Below are 23,439 nucleotides of genomic sequence, written 5' to 3' on the forward strand. Positions count from 1 at the left end.
CGAGAGTAGGACACTGCCAGGCACCCAATACAAGAAACCCCGCTCATCTGAGCGGGGTTTTTTATTGCCTGAAATTCAGCCTTTTGCTCTCTGAGCCCCATCTATCAGATCGCTCAAGATCATCTTTCCTGACCCCGTTTCCTATATGGTCTGCCTCTTGTCTGGCTGATATTTGTCCATCAATTCAATTGCTGAACAGAAAAAGCACAGAATGTGATGCCTCTACCTTTCTTGTGATGCCCGCTCTGCTTTAATTCGTTTGCCCACGTTTGATGGGCCAAGGAATCACAATAATCTGAGGAATGGACACATGTTCAAAAGAACAGTAACGATGATGCTGGCGGCGGGAACCCTGGTATTAGGCGGTTGCGCATCTCACGGTGGCGCTGAGCAAGCGGCTGCAGACAACAGCGATTTCGGTGGCAAGTCCATCTACCTGCGTGGTGAAATGAACGACTGGATGGCAACCGATGAGAGCAAGGTGGTCAAGGTTGCCGACAAGCTCTACATGGCCAAGGGCACGCTCAAAAAAGAGTGGGCTCCTTACAAGTTCAAGTTTGCCGACTCCGGCTGGAGCTGTGGCACCAACTTCGGCTACAAGAGTCCGAGTGACGGCGTTGCCGTGCTGGGCGGTGAAGCCGTGCCGGTCAACCCCTGCTCCAAGTATGAAGACATGAAGTTCTCACCGGATGCGGATGGCGTCTATGAGTTCTATCTGAACATGGCGGGCGATACCCCGACCGTGTACGTCAAGAAACCCTGATCTGGACCGGGAAGCACGTTTCCCGGGCGATGAATCGGTCAATGCCCCGGCCCAGCACACTGCTGGCCGGGGCGTTTTTTTAGGATGAGACAGGCTCTCTCGTTATTAAAAATACTACATATAGTGTTTTTGTTTTGTTTGTTCGCTATTGGTTGTGTTTGTTGCTACTGTCGTGACGTTGTTCCATTCACATGAGGTTGATTGAACATGGCTAAATCCAACCCGGTGCAGGAGAGTGAGAGCGCCTCTCGCCTGATCCCCCTGCAGGACACTTCCTTCGAGATCTGGGACAGCAAGTATCGTCTCAAGAGCAAGGATGGCGTCCCCATTGATGGCACGATCGATGAAACCTACCAGCGGGTCGCCCTTGCCCTGGCTGGCCAGGAGTCGCAGCCGGACGTCTGGTATGAGCCTTTCCTGTGGGCACTGCGCAACGGTGCCATTCCGGCGGGCCGCATCACTTCCAATGCGGGAGCCTTCGAGCACAAGCCGGCGACCTCGACCATCAACTGCACTGTCTCCGGCACCATCGAGGATTCGATGGACGACATCCTCGGCAAGGTGCACGAAGCGGGACTGACCCTGAAAGCCGGTTGTGGCATCGGCTATGACTTCTCGACCCTGCGTCCGCGCGGGGCTTTTGTCTCCGGTGCCGGGGCCTATACCTCAGGCCCGCTCTCCTTCATGGATATCTACGACAAGATGTGTTTCACCGTCTCGTCCGCCGGTGGTCGTCGCGGCGCCCAGATGGGCACCATGGATATCCGTCACCCCGATGTGGTCGAGTTTATCCAGGCCAAGCGGGAGGATGGCCGTCTGCGTCAGTTCAACCTCTCTCTGCTCATCACCGAAGAGTTCGTCAAGGCGGTGAAAGAGGATGCCCCCTGGCAGCTAATCTTCCCCTACACCGCCAGGGAGGTGGAGCAGGACGGCATAGCGCTGGACGATCCCGCTCAGGTGTTCTGGGCCGACTGGCCCAACAGGGAAGGGGTGGTGTTCAACGAGCTGGGGCAGGTCGCCTGCAAGGTCTACAAGACCCTGCCGGCGCGCAAGCTCTGGAACGTCATCATGACTTCCACCTATGACTATGCGGAGCCCGGCTTCATCCTGATCGACAAGGTCAACCAGATGAACAACAACTGGTTCTGCGAGGAGATCCGCGCCACCAACCCCTGCGGTGAGCAGCCTCTGCCCCCCTATGGTGCCTGCCTGCTGGGGTCGGTCAACCTGACCCGGTTCGTGCGCGACCCTTTCACCGAACAGGCCGCCTTCGACTGGTCCGCCTTTCGCAAGGTGGTGGCCATCTTCACCCGCATGCTGGACAACGTGGTGGAGATCAACCAGCTACCGCTTGCCAAGCAGCGCGAAGAGATCATCAGCAAACGCCGTCATGGCATGGGCTTCCTCGGCCTCGGCTCGGCCCTCACCATGCTGCGGATAAAATACGGCTCTGCCGCCGCCGTCGCCTTTACCGAGCAGGTATCTCAGGAGCTGGCCATGACCGGCTGGCGCGAGTCCCTGGCCTTGGCGAAGGAGAAGGGCCCGGCCCCCATCATGGAGCTGGAGTTCGAAGTGACGGGCAAGCTGCTGAGGCTACGCCCCGAGATGGCGGCAGACGGCATCAAGCTCGGTGACAAGGTGAAGGGCAAGGTGTTGCACGCCCGCTACAGCCGCTACATGCAACAGGTGGCCGAGGTGGATCCCGCCCTAGTTGCCGAGCTGGCCGAGGTGGGTGGGCGTTTCACCCACCACAGCAGCATTGCACCGACCGGCACCATCTCGCTGTCGCTGGCCAACAACGCCAGCAATGGCATCGAGCCGAGCTTTGCCCATCACTACAGTCGCAACGTCATCAAGCCGGGCAAGAAGAGCAAGGAGAGCGTGGATGTCTACTCCTATGAGCTGCTGGCCTACCGCGAGCTGGTCAATCCGGCTGCCATGCCTTATGCCGAGGATGAGGCGACCCGGTTGCCGGATTACTTCATCACCGCCGACGACATCAGCCCGGCCCAGCACGTGGACATTCAGGCGGCGGCCCAGCGCTGGATCGACTCCTCCATCTCCAAGACGGCCAACGTGCCGACCGATTTTCCGTTCGAGCAGTTCAAGGACATCTACCTCTATGCGTCGGATTCGGGGCTCAAGGGCTGCACCACCTTCCGGTTCAACCCGGCAGTCTTCCAGGGGGTGCTGGTGAAGGAGCAGGATCTGGAGAACACCCTGTACGAGTTCACCCTGGAGGATGGCTCGGTCGTCACGGCGAAAGGGAACGAAGAGATCGAATACGATGGCGAGCTGCATACCGCTGCCAACCTCTACGACGCCTTGAAAGAAGGCTATTACGGTAAATTCTGAGGACGAGCGCATGGTCAAGAAAATCGACAGGAAAATCGTCGCCTACCAGGTGAAAACCCGGGATGAACCGCAGCAACCCCCTGTGCAGGATGACGTGGTTCACATGCACGAGACTGTGCTGCGGCCGGAGCGGTTGATGGGCACCACCTACAAGCTGAAGACGCCGGAGCATGTCTCCGAACACTCGCTGTTCATCACCATCAACGACATCATTCTCAACGAGGGGACGGTGCACGAGACTCGCCGCCCGTTCGAGATCTTCATCAATTCGAAAAGCCTGGAGCACTATCAGTGGATCGTGGCGCTGACCCGCATCATCTCGGCGGTGTTTCGCAAAGGGGGGGACGTCACCTTCCTGGTGGAGGAGCTGCGCTCGGTGTTCGATCCCAAGGGTGGCTACTGGAACAAGGGCAAGTACGTACCCTCGCTTATCGCTGAAATTGGCAACGTGATCGAGACCCATCTCACCGAGATCGGCATGCTCAAGGTGGCCGGGCTGGATGAACACCAGCAGGCGTTCCTGGCCGATAAGCAGGCCGAGCTGCAAGCCCGGCAACAGGCCGACGAGCAGCAGGCCGGGAGCGGTTTTCCACCCGGTGCAGCGCTTTGCTACAAGTGCCACAGCAAGGCGCTGGTGCAAAAGGATGGCTGCATGACCTGCCTCAACTGTGGCGATTCCAAGTGCGGTTGAGCGATTGAGCGCAGACAACAGGCCGGCCTTGGTGCCGGCCTTTTTCATTGCTGTTTTTCTGTTCGAACGCACCGGTGGCACACGCGATTTGTTGCGCGATAGTAAAATCGGGCGTAGCGTTGGGGGTAATAAAACTGTCACGGCCGTGTGGTTTCAATGACATCTGAGATTCACACACGTGGCACCTTCAGTGCCAAGGAGGATGCTTATGGACAACACGGACCGAAAGCTGTTTATCCTGGATACCAACGTTCTGCTTCACGAACCCCTCGCCATCTACTCCTTCAAAGAGCACGACGTGCTCATCCCCATGACGGTGCTGGAAGAGCTCGACAACATCAAGGATCGCCACAAGGACGTCAGCCGCGATGCACGAGTGGCCATCCGGGCGCTGGAGGATGTATTTCGCGATGCAACGCCGGAACAGATTGCGCAAGGGGTAGCGCTGGCCGGTGAGGCGAGCGGTCACATCTCCATCTTCAGTGACCACCATCTGCCGCAGGATGCCGAGGTGTTCACCGACAAGGAGGCCGACAACCGCATCATCAACGCGGCCCTCTACCTGCAAAAGCATGAGTTGAAACGTCAGGTGGTGCTGGTCACCAAAGACATCAACATGCGGCTCAAGGCCAAGGGCGCCGGGCTTGCCCACGTCGAGGATTACCGCAGCGACCAGCTGATCGACGACATCCGCCTGCTGGCCAAGGGCTTCCAGGTGGTGCCTGGCAGCTTCTGGGAGCGGGTCGGCGAGTGCGACAGCGAGACTCATGGCCGCGATACCGTCCACGTCATCGATGCCAACCTGCTGGAGGGCATTCACGTCAACCAGTACCTGATCGATGAAGAGAACTTTTTCGCCGCCCGGGTGCTCAGCCACGACAGCCAGAAGATCCGCATCAAGGATCTGGGGCGCGAACGGCTGATGTCCCGCAAGGCGTGGGGGGTACATCCCAAGAACGTCTATCAGGGGATGGCGCTCGATGCGCTGCTCGATCCGCACATTGATCTGGTGATCCTGACCGGCCCGGCGGGTTGCGGCAAAACCCTGCTGGCCATGGCTGCCGCGCTGGAGCTGGTGATCGAGAAGGGGATCTACGAGAAGGTGATCGTCACCCGAAATACCCCAGAAATCGCCGAGAGCATTGGCTTCCTGCCTGGCACCGAAGAAGAGAAAATGATGCCCTGGCTGGCGGCGGTGACCGACACCCTGGAGGTGCTGCACAAGCAGGACGAGAACATGAGCGGGTCCCTCAGCTACATCATGGAGAAGGCCAACATCCAGTTCAAATCGGTCAACTTCATGCGCGGGCGCAGCATCCAGAACACCTTCGTGCTACTGGACGAGTGCCAGAACCTGACCGCGTCCCAGATCAAGACCATCATCACCCGCTGTGGCGAAGGCACCAAGATCGTCTGCTCCGGCAACCTGGCCCAGATCGACTCCAACTACCTGAGCCCGGTGACCTCGGGTCTGACCTACATCGTCGAGCGTTTCAAGGACTTCGACGGCAGTGCCAACATCTTCCTGAACGGGGTGGTGCGCAGCAAGCTCGCCTCCTTTGCCGAGGAAAACCTCTGATTTGATTGACTATCTTCATATGAAAAAGGGAAGCCACTTGGCTTCCCTTTTTTGATCCCGCCACCAGTTCAGTGTCCTTGGATCATTGTCCAAGATAGCGCAGCAGCCCGGGGTGATCGCTGTTGTGCAGGATATCCGGCGTACCCTGCAGGGCGATGCGCCCCTCATCCACGAACAACACCTGGTCGGCGATGAGCTGGGCATCCTCCGGGTTGTGAGACACCATCAGCACGGTAATGCCCTGCTCGCAGGCGAGCCTCGCCACCTCCGCCAGCATCTCCCGGCGCAGGGCCGGATCGAGCGCCGAGAAGGGTTCATCCAGCAGCAACAGCGGTTTGCCCCGCACCAGGGCGCGGGCCAGCCCGACCCGCTGTTGCTGGCCGCCGGAGAGCTGTTCCGGCAGCCGGGTGAGCATCTCGCCGAGGCCGACCCGGTTCGCGGCATCCTTCACCTGGGCCCGTTGGGCAGCATTCAGGCGCAGACCGGGGTGCAGGCCGATGGCGATGTTGTCGAACACCGACAGATGCAGGAACAGGTTGTGATCCTGAAACAGGGTGGTGACCGGTCGCGCGGCTGGGCCCAGCGGCAGCAGCTCCTCGCCATCGAAGTCGAGGGTGCCGGACTCTACCGGCACGAAACCGGCGATCATGCCGAGCAGGGTCGACTTGCCTGCGCCGCTCGGGCCGATGAGCGCGGTGATCTCTCCCTTGGGCAGGGTGGCGCTGAAACTGACGCGCCAGTCCGGGTAGCTGGTGACCAGCTGATCAATATTCAGCATGTTCTCTTCTCCAAGGGGCAGCTCGGCCAACCGGAGCAGCCGAATAAACGGTAGGGGCGTGCGCTTCAATGATCGGCATGTTTGCCTCCCAGGCCACGTTCGACCAGCCAGAACAGGGAGAAACAGAGCAGCAGCAGCAGCAGGGCGGTGGCGGCCGCCTCGGTCAACCGGTAACTGCCGAGCTGCTGATAGAGCAGCCAGGGCAGGGTGGTGAGCTCCTGGCTGCCGAACATGGCGATGGCACCGAGATCTCCCAGCGACAGGATCATCGAGAGCGCGGCCGCCTGGGCCAGCGGGCGGCGCAGCAGGGGCCACTCCACCAGCCGAAGGCGATGCAGACCGTGTACCCCCAGACTGTCGGCTAGCCGGTCGTACTGGCGCACCACCAATTGCATGGGAGCGGAGAGGGTACGCAGCACATAGGGCAGCGCCATCAGGGCGTTGACCAGCACCACCAGCCAGGGGCCGAGGGCGAACACGTCGGCGAACGGCATGAACAGGATGAAGAGGCCGGTGGAGAGCACTACCGCCGGGATCATCAGGATCACCGAGCCGCTGGCCTCCCACAGGGCCGCGGCCCGCCGCTTGCGATCCCGCACGCGCAGGTGACGGCTGGTGAGCAGCAGCGCACTGCCGAGCAGGGTGGCCAGGCTGCCCGCCGCCAGCGCGATCAGCAGCGACTGGCCGCTGGCCAGCCACAACTTGCTTGAGGTCAGTGCATCTGGCAGGCCGGGGTTGAGGCCGGCTACCACGATGGCCAGCAAGGGGGGCAGGAACACGGCCAGCCCGATCCCGAGGGCGAGGGCGTCCACCAGACCGGTTCCCGGCTGATGGCGGTCCGGGCGCAGACAGGGGCGATGAGAAGTGATCCGGCTGGCCGGGCTGCTCTGCAGCTTGTGCTGCAGCATCAGCAGGGCGGCGGTCAGGATGAGCTGCACCAGTGCCAGTCCGCCGGCGGTGGCGAGATCGAAGTCAAAACGCAGCGCCTGATAGACGGCCACCTCCAGGGTGGTGGATTTGGGGCCGCCCCCGAGCGCCAGCACGGTGGCGAAGCTGGTGAAGCAGAGCATGAAGATGAGGCTGGCCAAGCCTGGCAACTGGGCCCGGATCAGCGGCCACTCCAGCAGCCGGAAAATATGGGAGGAGCGCATGCCGAGCTGGCTGGCGAGGCGCCAGGAGGACTCGGGAATGCTCTCTATGCTCTGCAGCAACAGGCGTGCCGCCAGCGGCATGTTGAAGAAGACGTGGGCCAGCAGGATACCGAGCAGGCCATAAAGGTAATTGCCGGGGGCGAGCCCCAGCCCGTGCAGCAGCTGTGGCAACCAGCCCTGCTTGCCGTGTACCGCGACGATGCCGAAGATGGCGATGATGACCGGCAATACCAGCGAGAGGCCGAACAGCTTGAGCAGCAGGCGGCGGCCGATGAAACGGCGCCGCGCCAGCGCGCGGGCCACCGGAATGGCCAGCCCCAGACTCAACAGGGTGGAGAGCAGCGCCTGCCAGAGGCTGAAGCCCAGCACGTGGCGCAGGTAGGGGTCGGCCAGCAGGGTACGGGGCGCCAGCGCCCCGGCCTGCCACAACAGGGCCGCCAGCGGCCCCAGGGAGAGCAGCAGGATGATCAGGGTGGCGGCACTACCCGGCAGCCACCAGAGGGGGCGAGCCTGCGCTCTGGCGAAGATACGGCTCACTGGGTGACGGCTTGCAGCCACTCGCGGATCCAGTTCTTGCGGTTGGCTGCCACCTCATCGCTGCTGAAGGTGAGCGGCTTAGCAACGGTGATCATCTGCTCGAAGCCCTTGGGCAGCGGCGTGTCAATCACCGGATACATCCAGTTGCCGGTTGCCATCTCGTTCTGGAATGCGGGGCTTGTCATGAACTGCAGGAACTTATCCGCCAGCTTGCCCTGGGTGGCGCTGTTGAGCTTGGCGGCCACTTCCACCTGGCGGTAGTGACCCTCCTCAAACGCTGCGGCCTGATACTGGGGCTTGTTCTCGGCAATCAGGTGGTAAGCGGGGGAGGTCGTGTAGGAGAGCACCATGTCCGCCTCGCCGTCGAGGAACATGCCGTAGGCCTCGGACCAGCCCTTGGTGACGGTGACCGTCTTCTTGGCCAGTTGCGCCCAGGCGGCAGGTGCCTTATCCCCGTAGACCGACTTCATCCATAGCATCAACCCCTGACCCGGGGTGGAAGTGCGCGGATCCTGATAGATCACCTTGAGGTCCGGGCGCTCCACCAGCTCTTTCAGGCTCTTGGGCGGGTTCTTGAGCTTGCTCTGGTCGTAGACGAAGGCGAAGTAGCCGTAGTCGTAGGGGACGAAAGTATCGTCCTGCCAGCCGCCCGGCACCTTGACCCCGTCCAGCTTGCTGCCGTGGGGGGCAAACAGGCCGCTCTGTTTGGCTTCGCTGACGAGCGCATCGTCCAGCCCCAGCACCAGGTCGGCCTTGCTGTGTTTGCCTTCCAGCCGCAGCCGGTTGAGGATGGCCACGCCATCTTCAAGCGGCACCAGTTTGAGGGTGCAGCCGCACTCTTTCTCGAAGGCCTGCTTGATCTTGGGACCGGGTCCCCACTCGGCGGTGAAGGAGTTGTAGGTGTAGACGGTGAGGGTGTCGGCCGCGAAGGCCTGGGCACTGAGCAGGCTGGTGGCGACCAGCAGCAGGGTTTTCATGAGCGGCACTCCCTTAGCAATGAGGTGCCAGCGGATGAGGGCGCAAAAAATGAGCGCCATGCCTCAAATTCCTCCGCCAGCATTATCTGGATCAGGTTCACGGGTATAATCTCAGCGGTAAACCGCACCCCGTTTGAGAAACGAACCGCATTGTATTAACGTTCTTGGGGGGAGGCCAGCACAATTGTTCCTGCGGGCCAGCGAGACGGCGTCAGACAACAGAGGATGTTCGCGTGATCACCAGCACCAAGGAAAGACGCGCCTTCCAGCGCATGATAATCAATGCCCCCGTCACCATCTTTCAGCAACAGCAGGTACTGGAAGGGGTCTGCCGGGATCTCAGCGCCAACGGCATGGGGATCGCCGTCGCCGAGCATCAGCTCGATGTGAGCCAACCCATTCGGGTGAGCCTGGCCACCAACAACAACCTGCTGCCCCCCTTCGAGGCGCAGGCCCGCATCATTCGGGTGCTGGAAGAAGAGGATGGGCTGCTGCTGGCCATCGAGTTCCAGGCCCTCGCCTGACCGACCGTCACACCCTTCGTCATGCATCGACCAGCCCCGCGCTGGTCGATTTCATTCTGGCGTATTTCCCTTGGTTTTCACGACGGCCCCGACGGGCGGCGTTATTTATTCGTGCGAACCGGCTGCACGCTCAGCTGCTGGCTGTCGATGAGGGTCTTGCTGGTTGGTGCCAGCTGGCCCATCGCCAGCTGGGCCGGGCCGGTGGGTTCCATCAGCAGATAGGTTTCTCCTTCCCGGTTCAGAGTGGCCTCACCCGGCTTGGTTGGCAGCGCCACTCCCAGCAGGGCATGACCCGGCACGAACACCATGGCCTGTTTCAACTCGGGAAAGAGCTGGGCCAGCATGGCGGCCATCAGGGTCACCTTGCTGTCGCAGTCGCCCTGGTTCTGCTCCAGCACCTGGCGCGGGGTTAAAAAGCCCTTCCCCTGGCGCCCCGACTGGCTGTCGAGCAGCTGATAGGGGATGGATTGCACGAAGTCGAGCATATGAGCCACCGTCTTCTGGCGGGCTTCGGTCTCGGTGCTGCCCTGCTGCTTGAGCTGCTCGGCCAGCGGCGCCAGCTCGCTGCGGCTCTCCAGTGCGATGCGCACATGGTCCTGCTTGATGGCGGCGGCGCCGTCGGGGGCGGTGAAGGGCTGGAAATAGTGCTGCTTGAGCCACTCGGCTTCCAGCTTGTCCCGTTGCTGGGTAAGCCAGCCCATGGCCTTGTTGACCTGCTCGGGCTGGCGTCCCTTGATTTTGAGCTCCATCTGGGGACGAGGGAGGGAAAACTGCACGGTAGGAAACTCGGCCATCCCCTGTTGCAGCAGGCTCTGCAGCACGTCCTCCTGCATGCGGGCCGGCCGATAGGCGATGAGTGGCGGCAGCTTGCCCGCCTCCAGCCGATAGGTTAGCTGCTGTGCCTTGCCGTCCTTGTCCTGCCAGCCGACGTTGAGCTGCCCGCCGCTGCTGTTGAAATAGGTCTGCCCGGCACAGACCGGCAGCGCCAGCCAGAGGCCGCAGAGCAGGGGGAGGGCGATCGTCATCTTCATTCGAGTGTCCCGTCGGGCATACAAGAGGTGGCCAGCCATGGTGTATAGGCTGGCCTGACAATAAAACAGGGAGCCGCGGCTCCCTGTTGATTCTACTCGTTTTATGGCACCTGATGGGTCAAATCCAGCTGGGCTGCTTCGCCTCGAAGGCGCTGATGGCGGCTTCGTGCTGCAGGGTCAGGCCGATGGTGTCCAGCCCGTTGAGCAGGCAGTAACGACGGAACTCGTCGATCTCGAAGCTGAACGCGAGGGCACCTGCGCGCACCTGATTGGCCTCCAGATCCACTTCGATCTCGATGCCCGGCTGGGTGGCAACCAGCTGGAACAGGGCCTCGACCTCCTCCTCCTTCAGGCGCACCGGCACCATGCCGTTGTTGATGGCGTTGCCGTAGAAGATGTCGGCAAAGCTCGGGGCAATGATGGTCTTGAAGCCGTAGTCCGCCAGCGCCCAGGGGGCGTGCTCGCGGCTCGAGCCGCAGCCGAAGTTCTCGCGGGCCAGCAGAATGCTGGCACCGGCGAACTGCGGCTGATTGAGCACGAACTCGGGGTTGGGCTGCTCCCCTGCATCGTCCAGGAAGCGCCAGTCGTGGAACAGGTGCTTGCCAAAACCGATGCGGTTGACCTTCTGCAGAAACTGCTTGGGAATGATGGCGTCGGTGTCGACGTTGGCGCTGTCGAGGGGGACGGCGATCCCTTTATGCTGTTTGAATCCTGTCATCTTGTTGCTCTCCAATTACAGCGCACGAATATCGGCGAAGCGGCCGGTAACGGCGGCGGCGGCGGCCATGGCCGGGCTCACCAGATGGGTGCGGCCGGCACGGCCCTGACGCCCTTCGAAGTTGCGGTTGCTGGTGGAGGCGCAGCGCTCTCCCGGTTGCAGCCGGTCGTTGTTCATGGCCAGACACATGGAGCAGCCGGGCAGGCGCCACTCAAAGCCTGCCTCGATGAAGATCTTGTCCAGCCCCTCGGCTTCGGCCTGGGCCTTCACCTGCTCGGAGCCCGGCACCACCAGCGCCTGCACGCCGGCCGCGACCTTGCGACCGCGGGCGATGGCGGCGGCAGCGCGCAGATCCTCGATGCGGCTGTTGGTGCAGGAACCGATGAACACCTTATCGATGGCGACATCGGAGAGCTTCTGGCCCGGCTGCAGGTCCATGTAGGCCAGCGCCTTGCGGGCTGACTGCTGCTCCATCAGATCGCTGAAGGATTCCGGCGCCGGAATGGGTTCATTGACGGCGATCACCTGACCCGGGTTGGTGCCCCAGGTAACCTGCGGGGCGATGTCGGCGGCGTCGAGCACCACTTCGGCATCGAAGTGGGCACCTTCGTCGCTCTTGAGGCTCTGCCAGTAGGCGATGGCCTGTTCCAGCGCCTCGCCCTTGGGAGCGAACTCCTTGCCACGGATGTAGTCGATGGTGGTCTGGTCGGGGGCGATCATGCCGGCCTTGGCGCCGAGCTCGATGGCCATGTTGCACACCGTCATGCGCCCTTCCATGGTGAGCCCTTCGATGGCCTCACCAGCGAATTCCACCACATAGCCGGTACCGCCGGCATGGCCGACCCGGCCTATGATGGCCAGCACCACGTCTTTGGCGCTGATGCCCTCGGCCAGCTTGCCGTTGACTGAAATACGCATGGTCTTGGCGCGGCCCTGTTTCAGGGTCTGGGTGGCCATCACGTGTTCCACTTCGGAGGTGCCGATACCGAACGCCAGCGACCCGAAGGCACCGTGGGTGGCGGTGTGGGAGTCGCCGCAGACGATGGTGGTGCCAGGCAATGTGATGCCGAGCTCGGGGCCCATCACATGGACGATACCCTGGTATTGGTGGTTCAGGTCATACAGACGGACCCCGAACTCCTTGCAGTTGGCGGCCAGCGTCTCCATCTGGATGCGGGCCATCTCGCCGGAGGCGGCGATGTCCTTGGTGGTGGTGGATACGTTGTGATCCATGGTGGCCCAGGTCAGATCCGGGCGGCGCAACTGGCGGTTCATGGCGCGCAGGCCATCGAATGCCTGCGGGCTGGTCACTTCATGCACCAGATGGCGGTCGATGTAGATGAGGGGCGTTTCCCCTTCCACTTCCCGGACCACGTGGGCGTCGAATACTTTCTGATAGAGGGTCTTGGCCATTGCTCGGTTTCCTTGTTATCGATGCCGTGGGGTCAGATGCGCGCGGCGATCTGGCTGCCCATCTCGGCCGTGCTCTGCACCGGGTGACGGGCGCTGGCCTGATGCAGGTCGGCGGTGAAGTAACCCTCGGCCAGGGTCTGGGCCACGGCCTGCTCGATGGCCTGGGCGGCGGCTTCCTGGCCCAGGCTGTAGCGCAGCATCAGGGCGGCGGAGAGGATCTGGGCGATGGGGTTCGCAATCCCCTTGCCGGCGATGTCCGGCGCCGAGCCACCGGCCGGCTCGAACAGGCCGAAGCCGGATTCGTTGAGGCTGGCGGAGGGGAGCAGCCCCATGGAGCCGGTGATCATGGCGCACTCGTCGGAGAGGATGTCACCGAACAGGTTGGAGCAGAGCAGCACGTCGAACTGGGACGGATCCTTGATGAGCTGCATGGTGGCGTTGTCGATGTACATGTGGTTCAGCGCCACGTCCGGGTAGGACTTGGCGACCTCGCTGACCACCTCGCGCCACAGGATGGAGGAGGCGAGCACGTTGGCCTTGTCGATGGAGGTCACTTTGGCTTTGCGCACGCGGGCCGATTCGAAGGCAATCTTGGCGATGCGCTCTATCTCGAAGCGATGGTACACCTCGGTGTCGAACGCCTTCTCGGTGGGGCCTTGCCCTTCACGCCCCTTGGGCTGGCCGAAGTAGATGCCGCCGGTCAGCTCACGCACGCAGGCGATGTCAAAACCGCGATCGGAGATGTCGGCACGCAGCGGCGAGAACTGCTCGAGGCCGGTGTAGATGCGGGCCGGACGCAGGTTGCAGAACAGCTTGAAGTGGGCGCGCAGGGGCAGCAGGGCGCCGCGTTCCGGCTGACCGTTGGGGGGCAGGTGCTCCCACTTGGGGCCACCCACCGAGCCGAACAGCACCGCATCGGCCGCCTCGCAGCCTGCAATGGTGCTCTGGGGCAGCGGGGTGCCGTGGTTGTCGATGGCGATGCCGCCCACGTCATGGCGCTCGTAGTCGAGGGCGAAGCCAAATCTGGCCTGCACCTTTTCCAGCACCTTGACAGCCTCGGCCATCACTTCCGGGCCAATGCCGTCACCCGGCAATACTGCGATCCGATAACTGCTCATACTCACACGCTCTCCGTATTGATCTTGTCTGTTTTTGCGACGTTGCGTTCCATCTGTTCGGCCACCTGATCGGCGCGCCAGATGCTGTTGATCACGTGGATCAACGCCTGGGCGGAAGACTCTATGATGTCGGTGGCCAGGCCCATGCCATGGAATTTGCGGCCCTTGTACTGTGCGACTATGTCGACCTGGCCGAGGGCGTTCTTGCCTTCACCCTTGCCCTTGAGTTCGTACTTGTCGATGCTGATTTCGTAGCCGGTGATGCGGTTGATGCACTGGTAGACCGCGTCCACCGGGCCGTTGCCGGTGGCGGCTTCGCTGACGATCTCCTGGCCCACCTTCAATTTCACCGAGGCGGTGGCCATCACCGAGCTGCCGCTCTGCACGCCGAGGTACTCCAGCTTGAAGTGCTCCGGCTCTTCGTGGATCTGGCTGAAGAAGGCGAGTGCCTCCAGATCGTAATCGAACACCTGCCCCTTCTTGTCGGCCAGGGTGAGGAACTTGCCGTAGAGATCGTCGAGGTCGTAACTGCTCTCGGCGTAGCCCATGGACTCCATCCGGTGCTTGATGACGTGGCGACCGGAGCGGGAAGTCATGTTGAGGTTGTTCTGGGTGAGGCCGATGCTCTCGGGGGTGATGATTTCATAGGTGTTTTTCGCCTTGAGCACGCCATCCTGATGGATGCCGGAGCTGTGGGAGAAGGCGTTGGCCCCGACGATGGCCTTGTTGGGTTGCACCGGCATGTTGCAGAGCTGGCTGACCAGGGCACTGGTGCGATGAATTTCGCTGTGGCGAATGTTGGTGTGTACCCCGAGCAGGTCGGCGCGGGTTTTCAGTATCATCGCCACCTCTTCCAGCGAGCAGTTGCCGGCCCGCTCGCCGATACCGTTGATGGTGCACTCGATCTGGCGGGCCCCCATCTGCACGGCGCCGATGGAGTTGGCCACCGAGAGGCCCAGATCGTCGTGGCAGTGCACCGAGATGATGGCCTGATCGATGTTGGGTACCCGGTTGAACAGGGTCTGGATGATGCCGGAGAACTCGGTCGGTACCGTGTAGCCCACGGTGTCCGGGATATTGATGGTGCGAGCACCGGCCTTGATGGCGGCTTCCACCATGCGGCACAGGTTGTCTATCGGGGTGCGGCCTGCGTCCTCGCAGGAGAACTCCACGTCGTCGGTGTAGCGGCGGGCATGCTTGATGGCGCTGACCCCCATCTCCAGCACGTCTTCGAAGCTCTTCTTCAGCTTGCTCTCGACGTGGATGGAGGAGGTGGAGATGAAGGTGTGGATGCGAAACGCTTCGGCGACCCGCAGGGCTTCGCCGGCGGCGTCGATGTCCTTGGGCAGGGCGCGGGCGAGGGCACAGACCCGGCTCTGCTTGATGTGGCGGGCGATGGTCTGCACCGATTGAAAGTCGCCGGGGGAGGAGACCGGGAACCCCACCTCCATGACGTCGACACCGAGCCGCTCCAGCGCCTGGGCGATCTGCAGCTTCTCCTTGACCGTCAAGCTGGCCGCCAGAGCCTGCTCACCATCGCGCAGGGTGGTGTCGAATATGATGACCCGATCTGACATGTGACTTCCCTCTTCCTAAGTTCGGTGACGTGCATCCTGCGTTGGCATAAAAAAACCCGTGCAGGGTGCACGGGTTTTTGTAAATTCCGGCTATGCCTGAGCCCGGCTACAAGGATCCCGCGCGACTGGTCGCGATTAGGGAGATTAGTAGTAGCGGAGCGGCAATACGCATGATGAATCAATCCTTCCAGTCGATAACGCTTTTACCAATATCGAGATTTTTATGCTGTGTCAACCGCGCAGACCCGGTTCATTTCGCTGGTTTATTTAATCGGATTGTAAAGGAGTGCAAATTTACTTGTCCCATATTCGGCCCTTGCACGATTATCTGGTCATTCCTGCTGTACTCGATCATCTGTGCAATCAGATCGACTTGTCAGTTTTTGCTGAATTATCCGAGGTATTAAATGGAAAAACGTAGACCTGGTCGTCCGGTCGGACGTTCTGACATTCGTGACAAGTTGCTCTCTGCCGCCCGTGAGCGTTTTCTCAACACCCCCTACAGCAAGGTGACGACCCGTGAGATCGCCGAGCTGGCCGGCTCCAATCTGGCGATGATCCACTACTACTTCGGCAGCAAAGAGGGTCTCTACAAGGCGGTGCTGGGCGATGTGGCCGAGCCGCTGGATCAAGCCTGGCACGATGAGGCCGGCAACCGCAGCCTCAACGATCTGCTCAACACCTACTATCAGGTGATGGCGCCCAACAGCGAGCTGACCTCCGCCATCTCCAGCGCATTATCGACCGAGAAGAGCCCAGGTCGGGATTTTGTGCTGAACCGCCTGCTGGAACGCCAGCTGCCCCAGTTCGATGCCTTGCTGGAGTCCATGAAGAACAACGGCGAACTGGGTGACAACCTGGATCCCGAGATGCTGAAGATCTCCTTCCTCAGCATGATGTGGCAGCCGTTCGTGATGAAGGATCTCTATGAGCAGGTGTTCGGCCTGACCGTGGATGAACACTTCATGGCCCGCCTGGCGGATCACAACTGCCGTCTGATGGAAAACGGTCTGCGCGGCACCCTGAACTGATCATTTGCCACCTAAGACAGCAAAAAGGGCCATTCGGCCCTTTTTTCATAAATCTGTTATCCCACGTTCAACCAAGTGTCACCCCGTCGCCCTAGTCTGCTCCAAGACTTCAGGGAAGGAGGGGTTATGAACAAGATCCAGCAATGGGACCTGCAGGTGTGCCGTATCTGCCTGCTGCACGCCTACAACCGGCCACAGGCCAGGATCAGCCGGCTCATCTCCCGTACCGGTGACGGCCCGCTCTACGCCGTGTTGGCGGCCCTGCTCTGGTGGCAGGGGGAGGCCGAGCGCGAGCTGGTGAAGCTGGCGCTGCTCGCCTTCGCCTTTGAGCTGCCGCTCTACCTGCTGCTGAAGAACCTGCTCAAGCGCCAGCGCCCGGTGGGGCTGCCGGTCTTCATCACCCCTTCCGATCGCTACAGCCTGCCCTCCGGCCACACCGCCGCCGCCTTCCTGATGGCAACCGTGCTGGCCGCCAGCTTCCCGCTCTGGGCCCCCTTGCTGTTTGTCTGGGCCGCGCTGGTGGGGGCGTCCCGTCTGCTGCTCGGGGTGCACTATCTGAGCGATCTGGTGGCCGGTGCCCTGCTCGGCGGTGGCTGCGCCCTGCTGGCGCTCGGCTGGGGCCAATGATGAGGATCCTGTTCGGGGTACAGGGCACCGGCAACGGTCACATCAGCCGCAGTCGTACCCTGGCGCGGGCGCTGCGAGCCCGTGGTCTGGAGGTGGACTATCTGTTCAGCGGCCGTCCCGCAGACGGCTATTTCGAGATGGCCGAGTTCGGCGATTATCGTGCCTTTCCCGGCATCACCTTCGTCAGCCATGAGGGGGCCATCTCGGGCTGGCGAACCCTCAAGGGGCTCTCGCCGCTGCGCTTCTGGCGCGACATGCGGGCGCTCGACTGCCGCGACTACGATCTCGTCATCAGCGATTTCGAGCCGATCAGTGCCCACGCCGCGCGCCGCTGGGGCAAGCCGAGTCTCACCATCAGCCACCAGGCGAGCTTCGACTGGCCCATTCCGCGCTGGGGGGAGAGCGGCTTCAACCGTCAGCTGATGCGCCATTTTGCGCCGGTGCGCCAGGCGCTCGGGTTGCACTGGTTCCACTTCGGTCAGCCCTTGCTGCCGCCCATCATAGACGCCATCCCACCTGCGCCCGACAATCAGCAGATCCTGGTCTACCTGCCATTTGAGCAGACCGAGGCGATCGCAGCGCTGCTGTCGCGCTTCAACCAGCAGCGCTTCGTCTGCTTTCATCCGGCCATTCGCAGCGCCAGCCAGTGGCGCAACATAGCGTTCGAGCCGCAGGCCAGGGAGGGGTTCAAGCAGATGCTGGCTGGCTGTCGCGGGGTCATCACCAACGGTGGCTTCGAACTCGCCTCGGAGGCACTCTCCCTTGGCAAGAAGCTGCTGGTCAAGCCGCTGGGGGGCCAGTTCGAGCAGCTGACCAACAGCAAGACCCTGGAGCTGATGGGGCTGGCCCGTCTGATGGATGCGCTAGATGCCAACGCGGTGCGGGCCTGGCTGGATGCCGCCGCCCCTGGCCAGATCATCTACCCCGATGTGGCCAGCGAGCTGGCGGGCTGGCTGGCGGACGGAGCGCAGGAGAGCGTGCCGGCGCTCTCCCGCCGGCTGTGGGCTCGTACCTTGTTTCCGGAAGAGGTGTGCGATCGGCTGAGCGAACTGGAGGGGGGCAGCCCGCTAAACAGCAGTTGGTTATCGCAAGTGAGCGCCTTTGACTAGACTGAGAGGGATCCCACCAAGGAGAGGACGGACACCATGCGCTTTACCAATGAAAATGGCGACACCATGAATCTGGCGGACAATCTCACCCTGCACGAGCTGCTGGACATGGGGGTCAGTATCTCGGTCTGCGAGGAGACGGATCCGGATCAGCAGATCTGGCTGGCGGAGCCCGAAGAGGATCACTGATCCCCTGCCAGGCTTGCGGGCCCACCCTGGCGGTGGGCTTATTTTTTTCCATTCAGGGCCGCCGTGACAGCATGATCCGCTGGTCATTCCCCCAACTTCCCCGCATTGTCCCCACCCTTTTTCTCAAGTCACTGAATGTTAATAGCTGTTTGAAATTTATGACTGTTCTGGTCAGACAAAGCCGTGGACAAGCGTTCACAAGCGGGTTAAGTTGGTTTTTCACCCGCTTTTCGGGTGAATGATGGAAAAAACCTATTTTTCTACTATCGACAGCGCCGAACTCGCCGGGTCCGTATTCAGACAACAACAATGCACGGACTGGCGGTGCCGGGAAGCAGCGGACTGCCGATAGCTTTCGCTTAACGGAGCAAAGCCTGGAGGGCTTTATCATGGAGATGTTATCAGGCGCCCAGATGGTGGTTAGAGCGCTGGAAGATCAGGGAGTTGAGCACGTTTTCGGCTACCCTGGTGGCTCAGTGCTCGACATCTATGACGCTCTCTTTGAAAACGGCAAGATGGAGCATGTCCTGGTGCGGCACGAGCAGGCCGCGGTGCACATGGCGGACGGTTACGCCCGCTCCACCGGCAAGGTGGGCACTGTGCTGGTGACCTCGGGTCCCGGCGCCACCAACTGCATTACGGGGATCGCGACCGCCTACATGGACTCCATCCCCCTGGTGATCCTGTCTGGCCAGGTGCCGACCAGCATGATCGGGGAGGATGCATTCCAGGAGACCGACATGATCGGCATCTCCCGCCCGGTGGTGAAGCACAGCTTCCTGTGCAAGAAGGCCAGCGACATTCCCGACGCCATCAAGAAGGCCTACTACATTGCTGCCAGCGGCCGCCCGGGGCCGGTGGTGGTGGATCTGCCCAAAGACGTGCAGAACCCGAAAGAGAAGTTTCCCTATAAGTATCCCGAGACGGTGTCCCTGCGCTCCTACAATCCGACCAAGTCGGGCCACAAGGGGCAGATCAAGCGGGCCGCCAAGCTGCTGGTGGAGGCCGAGCGCCCGGTGATGTACGTCGGCGGCGGCGCCATCAATGCCAATGCGGATCACCTGGTGACCAAGCTGGCGGAGCTGTTGAACCTACCGGTGACCACCACCCTGATGGGGTTGGGGGCCTTCTCCGGCACCCATCCGCAATTTATCGGCATGCTGGGCATGCACGGCACCTTCGAAGCGAACAAGACCATGCACAACGCGGATCTGATCTTCGCCGTGGGTGCCCGTTTCGATGACCGCGTCACCAACAACGTGGCCAAGTTCTGCCCCAACGCCACCATAGTTCACATCGACATCGATCCCACCTCCATCTCCAAGACGGTGCAGGCCCACGTGCCCATCGTCGGCTCGGTGGAAACCGTGCTCGAGCAGATGCTGGAAGTGATCCGCGAGTGTGGTTTCGACAACGACAAGCAGGTACTGGCGGACTGGTGGAGCCAGATCGGCCAGTGGCGCTCGCGCAACTGCCTGGCCTACGAGACCCACCCCACCCTGATCAAGCCGCAGCAGGTGATCGAGACCCTCTACAAGGTGACCAAGGGGGAGGCGTTCGTGGCCTCCGATGTGGGCCAGCACCAGATGTTTGCCGCCCTCTACTACCCGTTTGCCAAGCCGCGCCAGTGGATCAACTCCGGCGGCCTCGGCACTATGGGGTTCGGCATTCCGGCCGCCATGGGCGCCCAGTTTGCCAACCCGGATGCGGTGGTCTGCTGCGTCACCGGCGACGGCTCGGTGCAGATGAACATTCAGGAGCTCTCCACCTGCATGCAGTACGGGGTGCCCATCAAGATCATCTCCATCAACAACCGGGCGCTGGGCATGGTCAAGCAGTGGCAGAAGATGTTCTACGGCGGTCGCCACAGCCACTCCTACATGGAGTCGCTGCCGGACTTCGTCAAGCTGGCGGAAGCCTATGGCCACGTCGGCATCGCGGTGAGCGATCCGGCCGAGCTGGAGAGCGCCATGGAGAAGGCTTTCGCCATGAAGGATCGGCTGGTGTTCATGGACATCTCGGTCGACCCGGATGAGCACGTCTATCCGATGCAGATAAAGTTCGGTGCCATGGACGAGATGTGGCTGAGCAAGACGGAGAGAACCTGACGATGGAACATATTATTTCGGTCGTGCTCAAGGAACTCAAGTTTGGTTCCATCAAGGACGAGATGTGGCTGAGCAAGGCGGGGGAAACATCATGAGACATATAATTTCCGTTCTGCTGGAGAACGAATCCGGCGCCCTGGGCCGGGTGGTGGGCCTCTTCTCCCAGCGCGGCTACAACATCGAGACCCTGACGGTGGCCCCCACCGAGGATCCCACCCTGTCACGCATGACCATCGTCACCATGGGTGACGAGCGGGTGCTGGAGCAGATCCAGAAGCAGTTGCACAAGCTGGTGGACGTGCTCAAGGTATGCGACTTGAGCGAGGGTGAGCACATCGAGCGGGAGATCGCGCTGGTCAAGGCGCGCGCCGCCGGTGGTGGTCGTGACGAGCTGAAACGGCTGGCAGATATCTTCCGCGGCCAGATCGTCGACGTCACCCCCGAGCTCTACACGGTGCAGCTGGTGGGTACCAGCGACAAGCTGGACGCCTTCATCAAGACGGCTGCCCAGACCAACGAGATCATCGAAGTGGTGCGCTCCGGTGTCTGCGGCATCTCCCGTGCCGACAAGGCGCTGCGCCCCTGAGCCGGTGGCTGGCGGGTTTGTTGTCCAAAGGGGCTCCTCTGAGCCCCTTTTTCATGGGCGCAAGGCGGTGCAGGGGAGTGGGCAGGGTTTGTCATTTTCTTTCAAATGATCGGTAAACTATCCACAAAAGCTGTGGAAAAGTCTGTAGATTAGCGGTGTGTCTGACGTTAGTATGCTGATCTTAAAGAAGTATTTGGATCTGATCTCGGCTGTGGCGCAATTGTGCAATCGCCTCTGGCGGGTGTGAGCGTTTGCTTATCCCACCGCCCTTGCCGGGCTGGCCTCTGAACGAGAATACGGGATCAGCACTGGATCCTGATTTGATCTCGCGGATCAACATCTGCCCGTCAGCCATAAAAAAACCCGCCTTGCGGCGGGTTTTTCAACAGGGATAAGCTCGCTCGATTACTCGGCCTGGGCTGCCTGAATACCGGTCAGGGCGATGGTGTAGACGATGTCGTCCACCAGGGCGCCACGGGACAGGTCGTTGACCGGCTTGCGCATGCCTTGCAGCATCGGGCCGATGGAGACCAGATCCGCGGAGCGCTGTACCGCCTTGTAGGTGGTGTTGCCGGTGTTCAGGTCCGGGAACACGAACACGGTGGCTTTACCTGCGACCGGAGAGTTCGGTGCCTTGGACTTGGCCACGTTCTCCATGATGGCCGCATCGTACTGCAGCGGGCCATCGATGATGAGGTCGGGGCGCTTGGCCTTGGCCAGCTCGGTGGCTTCACGCACTTTCTCTACATCGGCGCCGGCGCCGGAGGTGCCGGTGGAGTAGGAGATCATGGCGACGCGCGGCTCGATGCCGAAGGCGGCAGCGGAGTCGGCGGACTGGATGGCGATCTCGGCCAGCTGCTCGGCAGTGGGATCCGGGTTGATCGCGCAGTCACCGTAGACCAGTACCTGGTCCGGCAGCAGCATGAAGAAGATGGAGGAGATCAGGGAAGAGCCCGGAGCGGTCTTGATGATCTGCATCGGCGGACGGATGGTGTTGGCAGTGGTGTGCACCGCGCCGGATACCAGGCCGTCAACTTCATTGCGCTCCAGCATCATGGTACCCAGTACCACGTTGTCTTCCAGCTGTTCGCGGGCAACCACTTCGGTCATGCCCTTGTTCTTGCGCAGCTCGACCAGACGGGCCACATAGCGCTCGCGCACGGCAACCGGATCGATGATCTCGACGCGGTCGGTCAGGACCACGCCCTGCTGTTCGGCAACGCGACGGATCTCTTCCGGGTTGCCCAGCAGGACCGGACGGGCGATGCCACGCTCGGCACAGATGGCGGCAGCCTTGATGGTCCGCGGCTCTTCCCCTTCCGGCAGCACGACGCGCTTGTTGGCCTGACGGGCCAGTTCGGTCAGCTGGTAGCGGAAAGCCGGCGGGCTCAGGCGACGGGAACGGGTGGACTTGGCGGAGAGAGACTCGATCCAGTGCTTGTCGATATGGCCGGCCACATAGTCCTGCACCAGCTCGATCCGCTCGCGGTCATCTTCCGGAATGTCGACGTTGAAGTTCTGCAGGCTGACCGCAGTCTGCCAGGTGTTGGTGCCGGTGATCATGATCGGCAGGCCGGTGGCCATGGCCTGTTGGCACAGCGCCATCACCTGGGGTTCCGGGTGGTAGTTGCCGGTCAGCAGCAGGGCACCCAGCTTGACGCCGTTCATGGCGGACAGGCAGGCGGAGACGATGACGTCGGAGCGGTCGCCGGAGGTGACCAGCAGGCTGCCCGGACGGAAGTGCTCGATCATGTTGTGGATGGAGCGGGCACAGAAGGTCACGGTCTGCAGGCGACGGCTGTCCAGCTCACCCTTGTGCAGGATCTTGGCGGCCAGGTGCTTGGCGAGATCCTTGGCGCGCGGGGCGATCAGCTGGGTATTCCAGGGGATGCAGCCGAGAATGCGCAGCGGGCTCTTGCCGAATACCTGCAGCACTTCCAGGTTATGGGCGGCATCGGAGGTGTGGTGGTGGGCCTCGAACATCTCGGTCAGGTCGGGGCGAGTCACGCCATGCTCGTCAACCGGTGCACCCACCTTGTTGATGACGCAGCCAACGATACGGGGGTTGTTGACGCCACCGAAGTTGGAACAGGCCAGCTCGATGCGCTCTTTCAGCTTCTGGCTGGAGTCGTTGCCCGGATGGGTCACGAACACCATGTCTGCATCCAGCGCCTTGGCGACGTCGTAGTTCAGCTTGTTGGCAAACGGCTGCTTGTCGGTCGGCACCATGCCTTCGATGACCAGCACTTCGGCACCGCTGGCCTTCACGTGCTCTTCGAAGCGGGCCACGATCTCTTCCAGCAGGATGTCGGTGTTGCTGGAGGTGATCATGTTCTCGGCGTAGGAGAGGGCGAACGGCTCGGGCGGGTTGATGTTGGCAGCGGCGCGGATCACGGCGGTGGAGCGCTCGGTACCGGTTTCACCCGGACGCGGCTGGGCGACCGGTTTGAAGAAGCTGACATTGACACCGTGACGTTCCATGGCGCGAACAACGCCAAGGCTCACGGAAGTTACGCCGACACCAGTGCCGACCGGGATAAGCATAATAGTGCGTGCCACTTTATACCCCTTGTTCAT

The 23,439-nt window shown here is 61.7% G+C and carries 20 protein-coding genes and 1 riboswitch; of the genes, 11 read left to right on the forward strand and 9 right to left on the reverse strand.

The genetic code is table 11. The features are described from left to right. The first annotated feature begins 310 nt into the window (after positions 1 to 310). The 4 genes from PG900_RS20120 to PG900_RS20135 all read left to right on the forward strand — a co-directional run bounded on the left by PG900_RS20120 (position 311) and on the right by PG900_RS20135 (position 5,388). Positions 311 to 763, forward strand: a complete 453-nt coding sequence (locus tag PG900_RS20120; RefSeq protein ID WP_139704397.1) for a pullulanase — start codon at positions 311 to 313, stop codon at positions 761 to 763. 207 nt (positions 764 to 970) lie between these two features. After that, positions 971 to 3,118 carry an adenosylcobalamin-dependent ribonucleoside-diphosphate reductase gene (locus PG900_RS20125; RefSeq protein ID WP_270832121.1) on the forward strand — a complete coding sequence of 716 codons (2,148 nt, stop codon included), beginning with the start codon at positions 971 to 973 and terminating at the stop codon, positions 3,116 to 3,118. A 10-nt stretch (positions 3,119 to 3,128) separates the two neighbouring features. Continuing rightward, the gene (locus tag PG900_RS20130; RefSeq protein ID WP_017410266.1) at positions 3,129 to 3,809 is read left to right on the forward strand and encodes a TSCPD domain-containing protein; all 681 of its coding nucleotides are present in this window, start codon (positions 3,129 to 3,131) and stop codon (positions 3,807 to 3,809) included. Between the two features lie 208 nt (positions 3,810 to 4,017). Further along, positions 4,018 to 5,388 carry a PhoH family protein gene (locus tag PG900_RS20135; protein ID WP_011704812.1) on the forward strand — a complete coding sequence of 457 codons (1,371 nt, stop codon included), beginning with the start codon at positions 4,018 to 4,020 and terminating at the stop codon, positions 5,386 to 5,388. An 82-nt stretch (positions 5,389 to 5,470) separates the two neighbouring features. On the opposite strand, the gene thiQ is transcribed toward PG900_RS20135, so the two are convergent. The 3 genes from thiQ to thiB form a co-directional block, all read right to left on the reverse strand. Beyond that, on the reverse strand, positions 5,471 to 6,166 hold the full coding sequence (gene thiQ / locus PG900_RS20140) for a thiamine ABC transporter ATP-binding protein (RefSeq protein WP_270800497.1): 696 nt from the start codon (positions 6,164 to 6,166) through the stop codon (positions 5,471 to 5,473). A 65-nt stretch (positions 6,167 to 6,231) separates the two neighbouring features. After that, positions 6,232 to 7,854: a thiamine/thiamine pyrophosphate ABC transporter permease gene (thiP, locus tag PG900_RS20145; protein WP_270832138.1), complete on the reverse strand. Its 1,623-nt coding sequence runs from the start codon at positions 7,852 to 7,854 to the stop codon at positions 6,232 to 6,234. Next, positions 7,851 to 8,831: a thiamine ABC transporter substrate binding subunit gene (thiB, locus tag PG900_RS20150; RefSeq protein ID WP_270800684.1), complete on the reverse strand. Its 981-nt coding sequence runs from the start codon at positions 8,829 to 8,831 to the stop codon at positions 7,851 to 7,853. Before thiB ends, thiP begins: the two co-directional genes overlap by 4 nt. Positions 8,832 to 8,882: 51 nt before the next feature. Further along, a riboswitch (TPP riboswitch) is annotated at positions 8,883 to 8,973 on the reverse strand. 91 nt (positions 8,974 to 9,064) lie between these two features. Between thiB and PG900_RS20155 the strand changes: the two genes are divergently transcribed. Beyond that, positions 9,065 to 9,355, forward strand: a complete 291-nt coding sequence (locus PG900_RS20155) for a PilZ domain-containing protein (RefSeq protein WP_017410271.1) — start codon at positions 9,065 to 9,067, stop codon at positions 9,353 to 9,355. A gap of 101 nt (positions 9,356 to 9,456) precedes the next feature. On the opposite strand, the gene PG900_RS20160 is transcribed toward PG900_RS20155, so the two are convergent. From PG900_RS20160 to leuA, 5 genes are all read right to left on the reverse strand, one after another. Continuing rightward, the gene (locus PG900_RS20160; RefSeq protein WP_270832122.1) at positions 9,457 to 10,386 is read right to left on the reverse strand and encodes a transglutaminase domain-containing protein; all 930 of its coding nucleotides are present in this window, start codon (positions 10,384 to 10,386) and stop codon (positions 9,457 to 9,459) included. A 118-nt stretch (positions 10,387 to 10,504) separates the two neighbouring features. Further along, positions 10,505 to 11,104, reverse strand: coding sequence for a 3-isopropylmalate dehydratase small subunit (gene leuD, locus PG900_RS20165; protein ID WP_270800501.1), 600 nt, complete (start codon positions 11,102 to 11,104; stop codon positions 10,505 to 10,507). A 15-nt stretch (positions 11,105 to 11,119) separates the two neighbouring features. Beyond that, entirely contained in the window at positions 11,120 to 12,517 is a 1,398-nt protein-coding gene (gene leuC, locus PG900_RS20170) for a 3-isopropylmalate dehydratase large subunit (RefSeq protein ID WP_201903921.1), read from the reverse strand. 32 nt (positions 12,518 to 12,549) lie between these two features. Next, the gene (leuB, locus tag PG900_RS20175; RefSeq protein ID WP_270800505.1) at positions 12,550 to 13,635 is read right to left on the reverse strand and encodes a 3-isopropylmalate dehydrogenase; all 1,086 of its coding nucleotides are present in this window, start codon (positions 13,633 to 13,635) and stop codon (positions 12,550 to 12,552) included. 2 nt (positions 13,636 to 13,637) lie between these two features. Next, a complete protein-coding gene (gene leuA, locus PG900_RS20180; RefSeq protein WP_011704822.1) occupies positions 13,638 to 15,212 on the reverse strand; it encodes a 2-isopropylmalate synthase in 1,575 nt (524 codons plus the stop codon). A gap of 407 nt (positions 15,213 to 15,619) precedes the next feature. Between leuA and PG900_RS20185 the strand changes: the two genes are divergently transcribed. From PG900_RS20185 to ilvN, 6 genes are all read left to right on the forward strand, one after another. After that, on the forward strand, positions 15,620 to 16,243 hold the full coding sequence (locus tag PG900_RS20185) for a TetR/AcrR family transcriptional regulator (protein ID WP_011704823.1): 624 nt from the start codon (positions 15,620 to 15,622) through the stop codon (positions 16,241 to 16,243). Between the two features lie 126 nt (positions 16,244 to 16,369). Next, positions 16,370 to 16,870 (forward strand): phosphatase PAP2 family protein, encoded by a 501-nt coding sequence (locus PG900_RS20190; protein ID WP_043162413.1) that lies wholly within the window; start codon positions 16,370 to 16,372, stop codon positions 16,868 to 16,870. After that, entirely contained in the window at positions 16,870 to 17,979 is a 1,110-nt protein-coding gene (locus PG900_RS20195; protein ID WP_103828619.1) for an MJ1255/VC2487 family glycosyltransferase, read from the forward strand. Before PG900_RS20190 ends, PG900_RS20195 begins: the two co-directional genes overlap by 1 nt. Before the next feature lie 36 nt (positions 17,980 to 18,015). Next, positions 18,016 to 18,168: a hypothetical protein gene (locus tag PG900_RS20200; protein WP_011704826.1), complete on the forward strand. Its 153-nt coding sequence runs from the start codon at positions 18,016 to 18,018 to the stop codon at positions 18,166 to 18,168. 389 nt (positions 18,169 to 18,557) lie between these two features. Continuing rightward, positions 18,558 to 20,276 carry an acetolactate synthase 3 large subunit gene (locus tag PG900_RS20205; RefSeq protein WP_270832123.1) on the forward strand — a complete coding sequence of 573 codons (1,719 nt, stop codon included), beginning with the start codon at positions 18,558 to 18,560 and terminating at the stop codon, positions 20,274 to 20,276. Between the two features lie 91 nt (positions 20,277 to 20,367). Continuing rightward, positions 20,368 to 20,862 carry an acetolactate synthase small subunit gene (ilvN, locus tag PG900_RS20210; RefSeq protein ID WP_270832124.1) on the forward strand — a complete coding sequence of 165 codons (495 nt, stop codon included), beginning with the start codon at positions 20,368 to 20,370 and terminating at the stop codon, positions 20,860 to 20,862. Positions 20,863 to 21,267: 405 nt separating this feature from the next. On the opposite strand, the gene pta is transcribed toward ilvN, so the two are convergent. After that, positions 21,268 to 23,439, reverse strand: a complete 2,172-nt coding sequence (pta, locus tag PG900_RS20215) for a phosphate acetyltransferase (RefSeq protein WP_017410280.1) — start codon at positions 23,437 to 23,439, stop codon at positions 21,268 to 21,270.

The organism is Aeromonas sp. QDB03 (genome assembly GCF_027707985.1).
GTDB lineage: Bacteria > Pseudomonadota > Gammaproteobacteria > Enterobacterales > Aeromonadaceae > Aeromonas > Aeromonas hydrophila.

Excerpts from the sequence above, each read along its gene's own strand:
- PG900_RS20190 (WP_043162413.1), top strand. The coding sequence starts at position 16,370 with ATGAACAAGATCCAGCAATGGGACCTGCAGGTGTGCCGTATCTGCCTG.
- PG900_RS20200 (WP_011704826.1), top strand. The coding sequence starts at position 18,016 with ATGCGCTTTACCAATGAAAATGGCGACACCATGAATCTGGCGGACAAT.
- pta (WP_017410280.1), bottom strand. The coding sequence starts at position 23,439 with ATGAACAAGGGGTATAAAGTGGCACGCACTATTATGCTTATCCCGGTC.
- thiQ (WP_270800497.1), bottom strand. The coding sequence starts at position 6,166 with ATGCTGAATATTGATCAGCTGGTCACCAGCTACCCGGACTGGCGCGTC.
- PG900_RS20130 (WP_017410266.1), top strand. The coding sequence starts at position 3,129 with ATGGTCAAGAAAATCGACAGGAAAATCGTCGCCTACCAGGTGAAAACC.
- PG900_RS20195 (WP_103828619.1), top strand. The coding sequence starts at position 16,870 with ATGAGGATCCTGTTCGGGGTACAGGGCACCGGCAACGGTCACATCAGC.
- PG900_RS20160 (WP_270832122.1), bottom strand. The coding sequence starts at position 10,386 with ATGAAGATGACGATCGCCCTCCCCCTGCTCTGCGGCCTCTGGCTGGCG.
- thiB (WP_270800684.1), bottom strand. The coding sequence starts at position 8,831 with ATGAAAACCCTGCTGCTGGTCGCCACCAGCCTGCTCAGTGCCCAGGCC.
- PG900_RS20185 (WP_011704823.1), top strand. The coding sequence starts at position 15,620 with ATGGAAAAACGTAGACCTGGTCGTCCGGTCGGACGTTCTGACATTCGT.
- PG900_RS20120 (WP_139704397.1), top strand. The coding sequence starts at position 311 with ATGTTCAAAAGAACAGTAACGATGATGCTGGCGGCGGGAACCCTGGTA.
- ilvN (WP_270832124.1), top strand. The coding sequence starts at position 20,368 with ATGAGACATATAATTTCCGTTCTGCTGGAGAACGAATCCGGCGCCCTG.
- PG900_RS20125 (WP_270832121.1), top strand. The coding sequence starts at position 971 with ATGGCTAAATCCAACCCGGTGCAGGAGAGTGAGAGCGCCTCTCGCCTG.
- leuD (WP_270800501.1), bottom strand. The coding sequence starts at position 11,104 with ATGACAGGATTCAAACAGCATAAAGGGATCGCCGTCCCCCTCGACAGC.
- PG900_RS20205 (WP_270832123.1), top strand. The coding sequence starts at position 18,558 with ATGGAGATGTTATCAGGCGCCCAGATGGTGGTTAGAGCGCTGGAAGAT.
- leuB (WP_270800505.1), bottom strand. The coding sequence starts at position 13,635 with ATGAGCAGTTATCGGATCGCAGTATTGCCGGGTGACGGCATTGGCCCG.
- leuA (WP_011704822.1), bottom strand. The coding sequence starts at position 15,212 with ATGTCAGATCGGGTCATCATATTCGACACCACCCTGCGCGATGGTGAG.
- PG900_RS20135 (WP_011704812.1), top strand. The coding sequence starts at position 4,018 with ATGGACAACACGGACCGAAAGCTGTTTATCCTGGATACCAACGTTCTG.
- leuC (WP_201903921.1), bottom strand. The coding sequence starts at position 12,517 with ATGGCCAAGACCCTCTATCAGAAAGTATTCGACGCCCACGTGGTCCGG.